Genomic DNA, 14,394 nt, shown 5'->3' on the forward strand with positions numbered 1-14,394 from the left:
GGGAGAGGGAGTGTTTGCAGAGCTGTGGCCCATGCACCTACTCGCCGCCCGCCAGGAAGACCTCGACGCCGGCCCCCAGGCCGTGGACCTGGAACAGAGCCCGGCGGACCTCGTCGTCCTGTCCTTCTCCGACAGCGACCTGACGGCGCTCGCCGCCTGCTGGAAGCGCCACCGCGATGCGTTGCCATCCCTGCGGCTGGCGAATCTCGCGCGGCTGGGGCATCCGCTGTCGGTGGACCTCTACGTCGACTCCGTGATCCGCAAGGCGAAGCTGGTCATCCTGCGGCTGCTCGGCGGAGCGGGCTATTGGCGCTACGGGCTGGACCATGTCGCCGCCGCCTGCCGGGAGTCCGGGGTGGCGCTGGCCGTGCTGCCCGGCTGCGCCCAGCCGAACCCCGCCCTGGAGGGCTACGGCACCGTTCCGGCCGAGGCGGCGCAACGGCTGTGGCGCGGCTTCACCGAAGGCGGGCCGGACAACATGGCCAACCTGCTGGCCTACGCCGCCACGCTGAGCGGGCAGGAGCGCCCCTGGCGCGAGCCGGCGCCGGTGCCGCGCTTCGGCGTCTATGAAGGCTGGTCCGGCCAAGTTTCTGGGCCATGCGCGCCGGTCGTCTTCTACCGCTCCCACCTGCTGGCCGGCGATCTGGAGCCGGTGCACGCGCTGTGCGACGCGCTGGCCGCGCGCGGCCTCGCCCCGCTGCCGCTGTTCGTGGCGAGCCTGAAGGAGCCGGACTGCGCCGCCTGGATGCGCGCCACCCTGACCGCTCGCGACGCCGCCGTCGTGATGAACCTGACCGGCTTCTCGGCGGCGCGCGAGGACGGGTCGCCGCTGGAGGCCAACGGCACGCCGGTGCTCCAGGCCGTGCTGTCCACCACGCCGAAGGAGGGCTGGCGCGGCTCCGCCCGTGGCATGGGGCCGTCCGACCTCGCCATGAACGTCGTGCTGCCCGAGATGGACGGGCGTATCCTGACCCGCGCCATCGCCTTCAAGGCCGAAGGGGCGCCGGACCCCGATCTGGAGTTCGCCCCGACGCTGATCCGCCCGGTGCCCGACCGGGTGGGTTTCGCCGCCGATCTGGCCGCCGCCTGGGTGCGGCTGGGCGCCACGCCGCGGGCCGAGCGCAAGCTGGCGCTGGTGCTGTCCGACTACCCGGGGCCGGGCGGCGGCATCGGCCACGCGGTGGGCCTCGACACCCCGGCGAGCGTCGTCGGCATCCTGGAGCGGCTGCGCGCCGAGGGCTACGCGCTGGACGGGCTTCCCGCCGGCCCCGCCGCCCTGATGGCGGCGCTGACCGGCGGCGCCATCGCCCTGCTGAGCCTGGAGGACTATCGCCGCCTCGCCCCCGCCGAGGCCCGCGCCCGCATCACAGAATGCTGGGGCGACGAGGAGGCCGACCCGCGTTCCGACGGCGCGGCCTTCCGTTTCACAGTGCTGACCTGCGGCAACGCCACCGTCGCCGTGCAGCCGAGCCGCGGCCACGGCCCGCTGACCACCACCCAGCATCACGACCCGGAGACTCCGCCCAGCCACGCCTATTACGCCTTCCACCTCTGGCTCCGCCACGTGCTGGGCATCCACGCGCTGGTGCAGGTGGGGGCGCACGGGACGCTGGAATGGCTGCCGGGCAAGGCTGTCGCCCTGTCCGCCGACTGCTGGCCGGAGATCGTCGCCGGTCCCCTGCCCTGCCTCTACCCCTTCATCGTCAACAACCCCGGCGAGGGCGTGCAAGCGCGCCGCCGGCTGGGCGCCGTCCTGATCGGCCACCTGACCCCGCCGCCGGTCGAGGCCGGGCTGCACGGCGACCTCGCCGCGCTTGAAACGGCCATCGACGAATATTCGATGGCGACCGGGCTGGACCCGCGGCGGCTGGGCACGCTGCGCCAGACCATCCTGGACCTCGCCTGGAAATCCGGCGTCGCCGCCGACTGCAACCTGCGGCCCGACGACGACCCCGACGCCATCCTCAGCCGCCTCGACGCCCATCTCTGCGACATCAAGGAGATGCAGATCCGCGACGGGCTGCACGTCTTCGGCACGACACCGGAGCCGGAGCGCCGCGCCCGCCTGCTCGCCGCCGTCGCCCGTTTCGGCAAGGCCGAAGACGTCGCCCCGGCGCTGGACTCCTGCGGCGAGGCGGAGATGGCCGCCTTGCTGGACGGGCTGGACGGGCGCTTCGTGAGGCCCGGCCCCGGCGGCTCCCCGGCACGCGGGCGGGCCGACACGCTGCCCACCGGGCGGAACCTCTACGCGCTCGACCCGCGCGGCGTGCCGACACCGACCGCCTGGACGCTGGGCTGGCAGGCGGCGGACGCGCTGATCACCCGCTATCTTCAGGATCACGGCGACTGGCCGAAGCGGCTGGTGGTGGATTGCTGGGGCACCCCGGCCATGCGGACCGGCGGCGACGAGCTGGCCCAGGCCATGGCGCTGCTCGGCGTGCGGCCGCTGTGGGAGAACGGGTCCGGCCGGGTCACCGGTTTCGAGGTGATGCCGGCCACCGTTCTCGGCCGGCCACGGGTGGACGTGACGCTGCGCATCTCCGGCCTGTTCCGCGACGTCTTCCCGCAGCAGATCGCCCTGTTCGACCAGGCCGTCCGCGCCGTGATGGCGGAAGACGAACCGGAGGACGTGAACCCCGTCGCCGTCGCGTTGCGCACCGACCGCGCCGAGCTGGAAGCCGGCGGCACCCCGGCGGCGGAGGCCGAGCGCTGGGCCAGCGCACGGGTCTTCGGCGCCGCTCCCGGCGCCTACGGCACGGCGCTGCCCGGCATGATCGCGCGCGGCGATTGGGCCGCGCGGGCCGATTTCGGCGCCGCCTATCTGGAGGGAAGCTGCCACGCCTACGGCAAGGAGTTGGAGGGCGTGCCGCTGCCCAGCCTGTTCCGCCGCCGCATCGGCGGGGCCGACGCGCTGGTCCACCACCAGGACCAGCGGGAGCACGACGTCCTCTCCACCGACGGCTTCATGCAGTATGAGGGAGGCTTCTCCGCCGCCGCCGCCTTGGCCAACGACGACCCGGCCAACGACCCGGCGCTCTACCATCTCGACAGTTCCGAGCCGGAGAGCCTGACCGTCCGCACGCTGGGCGAGGAGATCGCCCGCGTGCTGCGCGGCCGGGCGGCCAACCCGCGCTGGATCGACGGCATGATGCGCCACGGCTACCGCGGCGCCGGGGAACTGGCGGCGAGCGTGGACACGCTGTTCGCCTTCGCCGCGACCACCACGGCGGTGCGGCCCCATCATTTCGACCAGTTGTACGACGCCTATGTGGACGACCAGCGGGTGTGGGACTTCCTGGCGCAGTCCAATCCGGCCGCCGCCCGGCATATCCTGGACCGGTTGACCGAAGCCCTGGAGCGCGGTCTCTGGCACCCACGCCGCAATTCGACGGGCGACGATCTGCGCCGCCGCAAGGAGATGTCCGCATGAGCGCGATCACCCAACACCGCAACCCTCCCCGCCGGCGCGGCATGTGCCCCGGCGTGCTGGCTCCCATGGAGGTCGGCGACGGGCTGCTGGTCCGCGTGCGCGTCCCCGCCGGGGTGCTTCCCGCCGCCTCGGCGAAACGGATCGCGGAGTTGGGGCGTCGTTACGGCAACGGTCTGGTCGACCTCAGCCACCGCGGCAACCTGCAACTGCGCGGTGTCGCCGCGGCGGACATGGCGGCGCTGATCGCGGAGCTTCGCGCGCTCGGCTACGTCTCGGAGAACGCAGAGAGCGAGGCGGTGCGCAACGTGCTGACCTCCCCGACCGCCGGGCTGGACGGGACGGCGGTGCTGGACGTGCGCCCCTACGCCCTGGCGCTCGACGCCCGGCTGGCGGCCGACCGGGACCTCCACCGGCTGCCGCCGAAGTTCGGCTGGCTGGTCGATGGCGGCGGGCGGGCCACCCTGTTCGACAGCAGCACCGACGTGCGCTTCGACGCGGTGGCAGGAGGGGCGGACGGGCCGCTGTTCCGCGTCGGGCTGGGGGGGACTTTTGAGGGAGCGGTGGTGCTGGGCCACTGCCGCCCCGACGATCTGATGGAGCTTGCGGCGGCTGTGGCGCAGGCCTTCCTGGAGCTTCGCCAGACCCTGGCCGAGCCGCCGCGGCGCATGGCCGGGCTGGTCAAGGCGCTGGGGGTCGAGGCGCTGCGGGAGCGGGTGGCAGCGTGGTTGCTCACTTGCCCCCACCCTTCCCATGCTGCGCATGGGCCCCTTCCCTCCCCCGCTTCGCAGGAGAGGGAGGTTCAATCCCCTCCCCTGCGAAGCGGGGGAGGGTCAGGGTGGGGGCAAACGCCGCCGACACGACTCTTCCTCGGCCGCCAACCCTCCTGGCCCCCTGTTTCATGGCTGGGCGTCGCCTTCCCCTTCGGCCGCCTCGATTGCGACAAGCTGGAAGCGCTGGCCGCCCTCACCCACGAGATCCGCATCACCCCCTGGCGCGCCCTGCTGCTGGCCGCCCCGCAGGACGGCGCCGCGGAGACAGCCGCAGCCCTCGGCGGCATCCTCGACCACGGCGACATCCGCCTGAAGCTCACCGCCTGCAGCGGCGTCACCGGCTGCGACGTCGGCACCACCGACACCCACGCGGACGGCCTCGCCATCGCGGAGCGCGCGGCGGGCTTGCTGGAGGCGGTGCGGATGGTGCATGTCTCCGGCTGCGCGAAGGGCTGCGCCCATCCCGGTGCGGCGGATGTCACGCTCACCGCACGGGAAGGCGTCTACGACGTCGCGCTGAACGCCGCCCCCGGCGGCACGCCCTGGCGGTCCGGCCTGACGCCGTCCGAGGCCATAAAAGCTGTGGCCGATTTGTCTGTTGAGGAGTTGTCCCGTGTCCGCTGAGCCGCTTTACGACTACATCCGCGATGGAGCGGCCATCTACCGCCAGTCCTTCGCCACCATCCGGGCGGAGGCCGACCTGTCGGCCATCCCCGACGACCTGAAGGCGGTGGCGGTGCGCGTCATCCACGCCTGCGGCATGGTGGACGCGGCCCAGGACCTGATGTTCTCCCCCGACATTGGGACGGCGGCGCGAACGGCTCTGCGCAATGGCGCGGCGATCCTCTGCGACAGCGAGATGGTCGCCCACGGCATCACGCGGGCGCGGCTGCCGGCGGACAATCCCGTCGTCTGCACGCTGCGCGACCCGGCGGTGCCGGAGCTGGCCAAACAGGTCGAAAACACCCGCTCCGCCGCCGCGCTGGAGCTGTGGGTGCCCCGGCTGGCCGGCTCGGTCGTCGCCATCGGCAACGCGCCGACCGCCCTGTTCAAGCTGCTGGAGATGATCCGCGACGGTGCGCCGAAGCCGGCGGCGGTGCTGGGCTTCCCGGTGGGCTTCGTGGGGGCGGCGGAAAGCAAGGACGCGCTGGCCGAGGCGCCCTTCGGCCTGCCCTTCCTGGCGATCAAGGGCCGGCGCGGCGGCAGCGCCATGGCGGCGGCGGCGGTCAACGCCCTGGCGAGCGACGTGGAATGAGCAGCAACACCTCCCCTACCGGCACACTCTACGGCGTCAGCGTCGGCCCCGGCGATCCGGACCTGATGACCGTGCGCGCCATGCGGACCATCGGCGCCTGCCCGGTGGTCGCCTATTTCTGCAAGCGCGGCACCTCCGGACAGGCGCGGCGCATCGCCGACGGCTGCATCACGGCGGAGCACATCGAACTGCCGATGGTCTATCCGGTGACGGTGGAACTGCCACCCAACCACCCCGACTACGGCCGCCAGATCGAAGCCTTCTTCGACGAGTCCGCAGAGCGGCTGGCCGAGCATCTCGCCGCCGGGCGCTCCATCGCCGCGCTGAACGAGGGCGACGCCTTCTTCTACGGCAGTTTCATGCATCTGTTCCTGCGGCTGGCCTCGCGCTTCCCGACGGAGGTGGTGCCGGGCGTGACGTCGATGATGTGCAGCGCCTCGCTGCTGCCGCGCCCGCTGACCCTGCGCGATGACGTGCTGTCGGTCATCCCCGGCACGCTGGGGGAGGAGGCGCTGCTGCGCGCGCTGCGCAACGCCGATGCCGCGGTCATCATGAAGCTGGGCCAGAACCTGCCGAAGGTCCGCCGCGCCGTGGAGGCCGCCGGGCTGGCCGACCGCGCCTGGTACATCGAGCGGGCGAGCATGGCGGACCAGCGCGTCATGCCCTTCCGCGAGGCGCCGGAGACGGCCCCCTACTTCTCGCAGATCGTCATCCCCGGCGAGGGGCTGCGGCGATGACCGCCGACCCACTGGCCGGATGGCTGAAGGTCGTCGGGCTCGGCCCCGGCACCGAGGACTGGCTGACCCCGGAGGCCCGGCGCGATCTGGCGGAGGCGACCGACCTCATCGGCTACTTCCCCTATGTGGACCGCGTGCCGCCGGGGCCGCAGGTGCGTCACGCCTCCGACAACCGGGTCGAGCTGGACCGCGCTCGTCACGCCCTGCAACTGGCGGCGGAGGGTCGCCGGGTTGCGGTGGTGTCGGGCGGCGACCCCGGAATCTTCGCCATGGCCGCCGCGGTGTTCGAGGCGCTGGACGACCCCGCGGCCCCCGCGGCGTGGCACCGCGTGCCGCTGTCCGTCGATCCCGGCATCTCCGCGATGCAGGCGGCGGCGGCGCGGGCCGGGGCGCCGCTCGGCCATGATTTCTGCGCCATCTCGCTGTCCGACAACCTGAAGCCGTGGGAGGTGGTTCTGAAGCGCCTGCGTCTGGCGGCGGAGGCGGATTTCGTCATCGCGCTCTACAACCCGATCAGCCGCGCCCGTCCCTGGCAACTCGGCGCCGCTTTCGATGCGCTGCGCGACCTCCGCTCGGCCGAGACGCCGGTGATCCTCGCCCGGGCGGTCGGCCGCCCCGACGAGGCGCTGACGATCACGACGCTGGGTGCGGTGGACGCGGCGCAGGCCGATATGCGGACCTGCGTCATCATCGGTGCGTCCCACACCCGGCTGGTGCCCCGTGAGGGTGCGCAGCCGTGGGTCTACACGCCGCGCAGCTATGGGGTGCGGGGGTGAGGGTGTCGCCGACCGTTGCCCCCCTCCCGACCTCCCCCCGCTGCGCAGGGGAGGGAATCTCCTCCCCCTGCGCAGCGGGGGGAGGTCGGGAGGGGGGCCCGACTCTACAACCCCTCCAACCACCTGAGTGCCGCCGCCGCGTCTTGCACCTCGGCCACGCCGTTGCCGGGCGGTCGCTCCACCATCACCACGGGAATCCCCCGGCGGCGCGCCGCCTCCAGCTTCGCTTCCGTGGCGCTCCCGCCACTGTTCTTGCTGACGATGACATCCACCCGATGCTTTTCCAGCAACGCGGCCTCCCCCTCCAGCGTGAAGGGGCCGCGGTCGAGGATCAGCCGGCAATCCGGCAGGTTCGGCGGCGGTTCCGGCGGATCGACAGCGCGGATCAGGTAGCGCTTGTCCGGCACCGCCTCGAAGGCCGCGACCTCCTGCCGGCCGATGGTCAGGAAAACGCTCTCGCCGAGCGGGCGCAGCGCCTCGGCGGCCGCGGCCATGTCCGGCACGCCGATCCAGCGGTCGCCCTCGCCCGGCTGCCACGGCTTGCGGGTCAGCACCAGCAGCGGCACCCCCACCCGCGCGCAGGCCGCCGCGGCGTTGGCGGAGATCTGGTCGGCGAAGGGATGCGTGGCATCCACGACCGCTCCGATGCCGGTCTCCACGAGATGCGCGGCCAGCCCGTCCACGCCGCCGAAGCCGCCGATGCGGGTCGGCAGGGGCGGCAGGACCGGCTGTTTGGTGCGCCCGGCCAGCGACACCGCCGCGTCGATGCGCGGGTGCCCGCTCAGCAGGCGGGCCAGCGCCGTGGCCTCGGTGGTGCCGCCCAGAATCAGCGCCTTCATGCTTGTCCTCCTTGGGGTGCGCCGTGACCACCGAAGCCAATAGCACAGGACCGGGGCGCTGGCTGAGCATCGTCGGAATCGGCGAGGACGGGTGGGACGGTCTGTCGCCCGCCGCCCGCGCGCTGGTCGAAGGCGCCGAGCTTCTGGCCGGCGGCGCCCGCCATCTGGCACTGGTGCCGGAAACGGGCGGACAGGAGCGGCTGCCCTGGCCCTCCCCGCTGTCGGACGCCTATCCCGCCCTGCTGGCGCGGCGCGGCCAACGGGTCTGCGTGCTGGCAAGCGGCGATCCGTCCTGGTACGGCATCGGCGCCACCCTGTCGAAACTCGTTCCGGTTGAGGAACTGTCGATCGTTCCGGCTCCGTCATCCTTCAGCCTCGCCGCCGCCCGCCTGGGCTGGCCGTTGCAGGACTGCGGCACCCTGACGGTGCATGGCCGCCCGTTGGAGCTGGTCATTCCGCATCTGCAACCGGGCGCGCGGCTGCTCATCCTTTCCTGGGACGGAACGACCTCGGCCAAGCTGGCGGCGCTGCTGACGGCGCGCGGCTTCGGACCGTCGCGCCTGACCGCCCTGGAATCGATGGGCGGGCCGCGTGAGCGCTGCATCGTTGCGACGGCGGAAGAATGGTCGGTGGAGCGCGTGGCTGACCTGAACACGCTGGCGGTGGAATGCCGCGCCGTGCCCGGCGCCCGCGCCCTGCCCCGCGCGCCGGGCCTGCCCGACGACTGGTTCGAGCAGGACGGCCAGATCACCAAGCGCGAAATCCGCGCCGTCACCCTGTCCTGGCTGGCCCCGCGCCGCGGCGAACTGCTGTGGGACGTCGGCGCCGGCTCCGGCTCCATCGGCGTCGAATGGATGCTGAGCGACCCGGCGAACCGCGCCATCGCCGTGGAGCACAAGCCCGACCGCGCCGCACGCATCCCCGCCAATGCCGCCGCCTTCGGCGTACCCGGCCTGGAACTGGTGCGCGGCAAGGCACCGGAGGCGCTCGAGGGGCTGCCAGCGCCGGACGCCGTGTTCATCGGCGGCGGGCTAACCAATGATGGGGTGCTGGACGCCTGTTGGGACGCGCTGAAGCCCGGCGGGCGGATCGTCGCCAACGCCGTGACGCTGGAAAGCGAGGCGATGCTGATCGCCACCCACAAGCGGCTGGGAGGGCAATTGTCGCAGATCGCCGTCAGCCGCGCCGCCCCCATCGGTGGCTTCACCGGCTGGCGCCCGTTGATGCCGGTCACGCTGTGGCTGGCGGAGAAGCCGCTGTGACGGCGGGTCGGATTATCGCGGCGGGGATCGGCTGTCGGGCCGACTGCCCCGGCGACGAGATCGTCGGGCTGGTCCACGCCGCCTTCGAAGAGGCTGCGCTGGACGAGGCGGCACGCCGCGCCGTGCAACTGGCGGCACCGATGCGCAAACGGAACGAGGCCGGTGTGGCGGAGGCGGCGCGGTTGCTCGCCCTGCCGCTGCGGTTCGTTGACGATTCAGCGTTGATGGCGGTTCAGGACCGGGTGCAAACCCGCTCCGCCCGCGTCGAGTCCGCGGTGGGCGTCGCCTCGGTCGCCGAGGCCGCGGCGCTGGCCGCCGCCGGGCCGGGCTCCACCCTTCTGCTGCCGCGCCGCTCCACCCCGCGCGCCACCTGCGCGCTGGCGATTTCCAGGGAAGTTTCCGCATGACCGTGCATTTCATCGGCGCCGGACCGGGCGCGCCCGACCTGCTGACCCTGCGCGGGCGCGACCTGATCGCGTCCTGCCCGGTATGCCTCTATGCGGGGTCGCTGGTGCCCAGGGAGATCATCGCCCACGCACCGCCGGGCGCCCGGATCGTCGATACCGCCCCGCTGACGCTCGACCAGATCGTCGCCGAGTTCACGGCGGCCCACGCCGCCGGGCAGGACGTGGCGCGGCTGCATTCCGGCGACCTGTCGGTCTACAGCGCGCTCGGCGAGCAGACGCGGGCGCTGCGCGAGCTGGGAATCCCCTACGACATCACGCCCGGCGTGCCGGCCTTCGCCGCGGCGTCGGCCGCGCTGGGGCGGGAGCTGACCCTGCCCGAGGTCAGCCAGACGCTGATTTTGACACGGACGGAGGGCCGGGCCTCGGCCATGCCGGCGAACGAGACTCTGGAGGTGCTGGGGCGGTCGGGCGCCACGCTGGCCATCCACCTGTCGATCCACGTCATCGACCGGGTGGTGGAGCGGCTGACCCCGCTCTACGGCGCGGACTGCCCGGCCGCGGTGGTCTACCGGGCGAGTTGGCCGGAGGAGCGGGTGCTGCGCGGCACGCTGGCCGACATCGCCGCCCAAGTGGCGGACTCGCCGATGGAGCGCACCGCCCTGATCCTGGTCGGCCCGGCGCTGGGGGTGGAGGATTTCCGGTGCAGCGCGCTCTACGACGGGTCGCATGTGCGCCGCTACCGGGGGCTGGGGGAGTGAGGGAGGTTTTCACTCCCTCTCCCCTCCGCTCACGCGCAAACTTCGTTTGCGCTGACGCGACAGGCGGACCTTCGGTCCGCCGAAAGCGGGGAGATGGTCGGGGTGAGGGGGTCCGGCAATTGCCGAACGTTCCGGTCCCCCGACATCCCCCTCACCCTAACCCTCTCCCCAGAGGGGAGAGGGAATTAAGGGGCGCTCCAGCCGGACGTTCCGACGATGGTGCCCTGGCGGTCTGTGACCAGCACCTCGACCGTCACGGGGGCGCCGTCCAGCGTGTCCAGCGCCGTGCGCTGGGCCAGCGCCGCCACGCGGTCGGCCAGCGGCAGGCCGGCCTCGCTGGCAATGCTCAGGACCTGCGCGGCGGTGTTGGCGGCGCGGGCCTCGGCCACGGTGTCGGGGGCGGCCCCCAGTTCGGCCATGCGGTCGGCCAGCCAGTCGAGATCGACGCTGCCGCGCTTGGAATGGAGGTCGAGCAGGCCGCGCGCCAGCTTGCCGAACTTGGCGAAGCCGCCGCACAGGGTCAGGCGCGGGATCGGGTGGCGGCGCAGGTACTTCAGCGTGCCGCCCGCGAAGTCGCCCATGTCGAGCAGCGCGTGCTCCGGCAGGCCGTAGCGCGCGACGACCGCCTTTTCCGAGGTGTCGCCGGTGCAGGCCGCGACGTGGCCCAGCCCGGCCGCCCGCGCCACGTCGACGCCGCGCTGGATGGAGGCGATCCAGGCCGCGCAGGAATAGGGCACGACGATCCCCGTCGTCCCCAGGATCGACAGCCCGCCGAGGATGCCCAGCCGTGGGTTCATGGTGCGGCGGGCCAGAGCCTCCCCGTTTTCGACCGAGACCTCGACGACGACGTCCGGAGCCTCGCCGGCCAGCGCCGCGGCCTCCGCGACCGCTTGGCGGATCATCGCGCGGGGCACCGGGTTGATGGCCGGTTCGCCGACCGGGACCGGCAGGCCGGGGCGGGTCACCGTGCCCACCCCCTCCCCCGCGCGGAAGACCACGCCCTGGCCCGGTTCGGCGCGGCTGACGCGGGCGCGGATCAGCGCGCCGTGGGTGACGTCCGGATCGTCGCCGGCGTCCTTGACCACCCCCGCGGACGCCCAGCCGTCGCCGCGCTCCGTCCAGGCGAGCGCGAAAGCTGGCGTCTGGCCGCCGGGCAGGGTTACCGTCACCGGATCGGGGAAGTCGCCGGAGAACAGCGCCCCGCAGGCCGCCCGCGCGGCGGCGGTGGCGCAGGCGCCCGTCGTCCAGCCCCGCCGCAGCGCCTTGCCGTCGCCGCTTCCGTCGCCGTTCCCCTCTCCGCCGTCCACACCGTTTTCCGTCGCTGAGTGCTCGTCCATGACCGCAGAGCCGTCGCCCGACTCCCTTTCTCTTCCTCTGGAACTGGCCGACTTCCGGCCCGGCAGCGTGTGGCTGGCGGGGGCCGGTCCCGGCGATCCCGGCCTGCTGACCCTGCTGGCCCTGCAAGGTCTAAGGCAAGCCGACGTGATCGTCCACGACGCGCTGGTCGGTGAACGGATCATGGCGCTGGCGACGCCCTCGGCAAGGCTGGAGTTCGCGGGCAAACGCGGCGGCAAGCCCTCCGCCCACCAGGACGACATCACCAACCGCCTGATCGAGCTGGCGCGCGAGGGGCACCGCGTGCTGCGGCTGAAGGGCGGCGACCCCTTCGTCTTCGGGCGCGGCGGGGAAGAGGCGCAGGCGCTGGCCGAGCGGGGCATCCCCTTCCGCATCATCCCCGGCATCACGGCGGGCCTCGCCGGCCCGGCCTACGCCGGCATCCCGGCGACCCACCGCACGGCCAACCAGGCGGTGATCCTGGCGACCGGCCACAGCTGCGCGGGCGGGCCGGACTGGAAGGCGCTGGCCGCCACGGGCGCGCCGCTGATCCTCTACATGGCCTGGAAGGGCCTGCCCGGCATCGCCGCCGCGCTGATGGAGGGCGGGCGGGCCGCCGACACGCCGGTCGGCGTGGTGACCGACGCGACGACCGAGCGGCAGCGCGTGCTGGTGACCTCGCTCGGCGCCTGCGTCGCCGATCTGGAGGCCAGCGGGATGGAGCCCCCGGCCATCATCGTGATCGGCGAGGTGGTGCGGCTGCGCCCCGTGCTCGACTGGCTGCCCAAGGAGCTTCCCCATGGCTGAGCCCCCCATGGCCGAGGCCGCGCCGCGCGGGCTGATCGTCGGGGCTCCGGCGTCGGGCACCGGCAAGACCACCGTCACGCTGGGGCTGCTGGTGGCCTTGAAGGCGCGCGGCCTGCGCGTCGGGGCGGTGAAGGCGGGTCCGGACTACATCGACCCGGCCTTCCATCAGGCGGCGACCGGGCGGCCCAGCGTCAACCTCGACAACTGGGCGATGGGGCCGGACCTGCTGGACTCGCTGGCCCGCCGCGCCGGGGAGGGCACCGACCTGCTGGTCTGCGAGGCCCTGATGGGCCTGTTCGACGGGGTGGCGGGCGTCGGGGCGACCGGCACCGGGGCCACCTCGGAGCTGGCCGCGCGCACCGGCTGGCCGGTGATCCTGGTGGTCAACGCCAAGGGCCAGTCGCAGTCCGCCGCCGCCCTGGTCAAGGGCTTCGCCACCTACCGCGACGATGTGCGGATCGGCGGGGTGATCCTGAACAACATCGCCAGCCCGCGCCACCTCGCCTTGGCCGGCGGCGCCATCGAGGCGCTGGGCATCCCCGTCCTCGGTTCGCTTCCCCGCACCCCCGACGTGATCCTGCCCGAACGCCATCTCGGCCTGATCCAGGCGGAGGAGACGGCGGACCTTCAGGAGCGTCTGGCGGCGCTCGGCCACTTCATCGCGCAGCACGTCGATCTCGACCGGGTGGCGGCGCTCGCCGCCCCCTCCCGCGCGCCGGAGGGGAGCTTCGCGCCCGCCCTGCCGCCGCTGGGCCAGCGCATTGCCATCGCGCGCGACGCCGCCTTCACCTTCGTCTACCCGCATCTGCTGGAGGGCTGGCGTGCCGCGGGCGCCGAGGTGACCCATTTCTCTCCGCTGGCCGACGAGGCGCCGCCCGACGACGCCGACGCCGTCTATCTGCCCGGCGGCTATCCGGAACTGCACGCCGGGCGCCTCGCCGCCGCCGGGCGCTTCCGCGACGGCATGCACCGCGTCGCCGCCCTCGGGCGCCCGGTCTACGGCGAGTGCGGCGGCTACATGACGCTGGGCGAGTCTCTGGAGGACGCGGCGGGCACCACCCACCCGATGCTCGGGCTGCTCGGGGTGCGGACGTCCTTCGCCAAGCGCAAGCTGCATCTCGGTTACCGCCGCGCCGTCCTGCTCGGCGACACGCCGCTGGGCCGGGCGGGCACGGCGCTGCGTGGGCACGAGTTCCACTACGCCTCGATCCTCGACCGCGGGGTGGACGAGCCGCTGGTCACCGCCACGGCGGCGGATGGATCGGACCTCGGGCCGCTCGGCGGGCGGCGCGGCAGCGTCTTCGCCTCGTTCTTCCACGTCATCGCGGCAGACCCGGATCGGGAAACACCATGAGCGATCACGCCTTCGCACCGGAGGAGCGGGACGCGCTCTACAAGGCGATCTTCTCGCGCCGCGACGTGCGCGGGCAGTTCGCTCCCGACCCGGTGCCCGACGCGGTGCTGACCCGCGTGCTGACCGCCGCGCACCACGCGCCCTCGGTCGGCTTCATGCAGCCCTGGAACTTCATCGTCGTCCAGGACCCGGCGGTGAAGGCGCGCGTGCACGCCGACTTCTCCCAGGCCAACGAGGAGGCCGCCGCCCTCTTCACCGGGGAGCGCAAGGCGCTCTACAGCCGCCTGAAGCTGGAAGGCATCCGCGAGGCGCCGGTCAACCTGTGCATCACCTGCGACCGGGAACGCTCCGGCCCGGTGGTGCTGGGGCGGACGCACATCCCGACCATGGACCTCTACTCCTGCGTCTGCGCGGTGCAGAATCTCTGGCTGGCCGCGCGGGCGGAGGGGCTGGGCGTCGGCTGGGTCAGCATCCTGCACGAGGACAGGCTGCGCGCGGCGCTGGGCATCCCGGAGCGGATCGTCCCGGTCGCCTATCTCTGCCTCGGCTACGTCTCCCACTTCCACGAGACGCCGGAACTGGAGAAAGCCGGCTGGCGCAGCCGGCTTCCCCTGGAGGACCTCGTCTTCCGCGACCGCTGGGGCGGGGAAGAGTAGAACCGCGG

At 73.2% G+C, this 14,394-nt stretch carries 13 protein-coding genes; 11 read left to right on the forward strand and 2 right to left on the reverse strand.

What is annotated here, in order from left to right:
• Nucleotides 1-31: 31 nt before the first annotated feature.
• Genes cobN through cobJ form a run of 5 tightly spaced genes read left to right on the forward strand, consistent with a single transcriptional unit; the run spans nucleotide 32 to nucleotide 6,968 of the window.
• Nucleotides 32-3,430, forward strand: a complete 3,399-nt coding sequence (gene cobN, locus DXK32_RS09565) for a cobaltochelatase subunit CobN (protein WP_114858297.1) — start codon at nucleotides 32-34, stop codon at nucleotides 3,428-3,430.
• A complete protein-coding gene (gene cobG, locus DXK32_RS09570; protein WP_114858298.1) occupies nucleotides 3,427-4,824 on the forward strand; it encodes a precorrin-3B synthase in 1,398 nt (465 codons plus the stop codon). Before cobN ends, cobG begins: the two co-directional genes overlap by 4 nt.
• Nucleotides 4,814-5,455, forward strand: coding sequence for a precorrin-8X methylmutase (locus tag DXK32_RS09575; protein ID WP_114858299.1), 642 nt, complete (start codon nucleotides 4,814-4,816; stop codon nucleotides 5,453-5,455). The genes cobG and DXK32_RS09575 overlap by 11 nt, the downstream gene beginning before the upstream one ends.
• Nucleotides 5,452-6,192, forward strand: coding sequence for a precorrin-2 C(20)-methyltransferase (locus DXK32_RS09580; RefSeq protein ID WP_114858300.1), 741 nt, complete (start codon nucleotides 5,452-5,454; stop codon nucleotides 6,190-6,192). Before DXK32_RS09575 ends, DXK32_RS09580 begins: the two co-directional genes overlap by 4 nt.
• A complete protein-coding gene (gene cobJ, locus DXK32_RS09585) occupies nucleotides 6,189-6,968 on the forward strand; it encodes a precorrin-3B C(17)-methyltransferase (RefSeq protein ID WP_114858301.1) in 780 nt (259 codons plus the stop codon). The genes DXK32_RS09580 and cobJ overlap by 4 nt, the downstream gene beginning before the upstream one ends.
• A 104-nt stretch (nucleotides 6,969-7,072) precedes the next feature.
• Here the strand turns inward: cobJ and DXK32_RS09590 are convergent, their stop codons facing one another.
• Nucleotides 7,073-7,807: a cobalt-precorrin-6A reductase gene (locus DXK32_RS09590; protein WP_114858302.1), complete on the reverse strand. Its 735-nt coding sequence runs from the start codon at nucleotides 7,805-7,807 to the stop codon at nucleotides 7,073-7,075.
• A 23-nt stretch (nucleotides 7,808-7,830) separates the two neighbouring features.
• Between DXK32_RS09590 and cbiE the strand changes: the two genes are divergently transcribed.
• Genes cbiE through cobM form a run of 3 tightly spaced genes read left to right on the forward strand, consistent with a single transcriptional unit; the run spans nucleotide 7,831 to nucleotide 10,234 of the window.
• The gene (gene cbiE / locus DXK32_RS09595) at nucleotides 7,831-9,069 is read left to right on the forward strand and encodes a precorrin-6y C5,15-methyltransferase (decarboxylating) subunit CbiE (protein ID WP_247877073.1); all 1,239 of its coding nucleotides are present in this window, start codon (nucleotides 7,831-7,833) and stop codon (nucleotides 9,067-9,069) included.
• Nucleotides 9,066-9,476 carry a cobalamin biosynthesis protein gene (locus DXK32_RS09600; RefSeq protein ID WP_114858304.1) on the forward strand — a complete coding sequence of 137 codons (411 nt, stop codon included), beginning with the start codon at nucleotides 9,066-9,068 and terminating at the stop codon, nucleotides 9,474-9,476. The genes cbiE and DXK32_RS09600 overlap by 4 nt, the downstream gene beginning before the upstream one ends.
• Entirely contained in the window at nucleotides 9,473-10,234 is a 762-nt protein-coding gene (gene cobM / locus DXK32_RS09605; protein ID WP_114858305.1) for a precorrin-4 C(11)-methyltransferase, read from the forward strand. Before DXK32_RS09600 ends, cobM begins: the two co-directional genes overlap by 4 nt.
• 185 nt (nucleotides 10,235-10,419) lie before the next feature.
• On the opposite strand, the gene DXK32_RS09615 is transcribed toward cobM, so the two are convergent.
• Entirely contained in the window at nucleotides 10,420-11,571 is a 1,152-nt protein-coding gene (locus tag DXK32_RS09615) for a cobalt-precorrin-5B (C(1))-methyltransferase (protein ID WP_247877074.1), read from the reverse strand.
• Here DXK32_RS09615 and cobA point away from each other — a divergent pair.
• Genes cobA through bluB form a run of 3 tightly spaced genes read left to right on the forward strand, consistent with a single transcriptional unit; the run spans nucleotide 11,570 to nucleotide 14,386 of the window.
• Nucleotides 11,570-12,376, forward strand: coding sequence for a uroporphyrinogen-III C-methyltransferase (gene cobA / locus DXK32_RS09620; protein WP_114858306.1), 807 nt, complete (start codon nucleotides 11,570-11,572; stop codon nucleotides 12,374-12,376). The genes DXK32_RS09615 and cobA overlap by 2 nt on opposite strands.
• The gene (locus tag DXK32_RS09625) at nucleotides 12,369-13,730 is read left to right on the forward strand and encodes a cobyrinate a,c-diamide synthase (protein ID WP_247877075.1); all 1,362 of its coding nucleotides are present in this window, start codon (nucleotides 12,369-12,371) and stop codon (nucleotides 13,728-13,730) included. Before cobA ends, DXK32_RS09625 begins: the two co-directional genes overlap by 8 nt.
• A complete protein-coding gene (bluB, locus tag DXK32_RS09630; protein ID WP_114858308.1) occupies nucleotides 13,727-14,386 on the forward strand; it encodes a 5,6-dimethylbenzimidazole synthase in 660 nt (219 codons plus the stop codon). Before DXK32_RS09625 ends, bluB begins: the two co-directional genes overlap by 4 nt.
• Nucleotides 14,387-14,394: the final 8 nt, after the last annotated feature.

The organism is Azospirillum brasilense, assembly GCF_003349955.1.
GTDB lineage: Bacteria > Pseudomonadota > Alphaproteobacteria > Azospirillales > Azospirillaceae > Azospirillum > Azospirillum brasilense_B.

Coding starts and splice junctions, on each gene's coding strand:
- bluB (WP_114858308.1), top strand. CDS start 13,727: ATGAGCGATCACGCCTTCGCACCGGAGGAGCGGGACGCGCTCTACAAG.
- DXK32_RS09590 (WP_114858302.1), bottom strand. CDS start 7,807: ATGAAGGCGCTGATTCTGGGCGGCACCACCGAGGCCACGGCGCTGGCC.
- cobJ (WP_114858301.1), top strand. CDS start 6,189: ATGACCGCCGACCCACTGGCCGGATGGCTGAAGGTCGTCGGGCTCGGC.
- cobA (WP_114858306.1), top strand. CDS start 11,570: ATGACCGCAGAGCCGTCGCCCGACTCCCTTTCTCTTCCTCTGGAACTG.
- DXK32_RS09615 (WP_247877074.1), bottom strand. CDS start 11,571: ATGGACGAGCACTCAGCGACGGAAAACGGTGTGGACGGCGGAGAGGGG.
- cobG (WP_114858298.1), top strand. CDS start 3,427: ATGAGCGCGATCACCCAACACCGCAACCCTCCCCGCCGGCGCGGCATG.
- cobN (WP_114858297.1), top strand. CDS start 32: ATGCACCTACTCGCCGCCCGCCAGGAAGACCTCGACGCCGGCCCCCAG.
- DXK32_RS09580 (WP_114858300.1), top strand. CDS start 5,452: ATGAGCAGCAACACCTCCCCTACCGGCACACTCTACGGCGTCAGCGTC.
- cobM (WP_114858305.1), top strand. CDS start 9,473: ATGACCGTGCATTTCATCGGCGCCGGACCGGGCGCGCCCGACCTGCTG.
- DXK32_RS09625 (WP_247877075.1), top strand. CDS start 12,369: ATGGCTGAGCCCCCCATGGCCGAGGCCGCGCCGCGCGGGCTGATCGTC.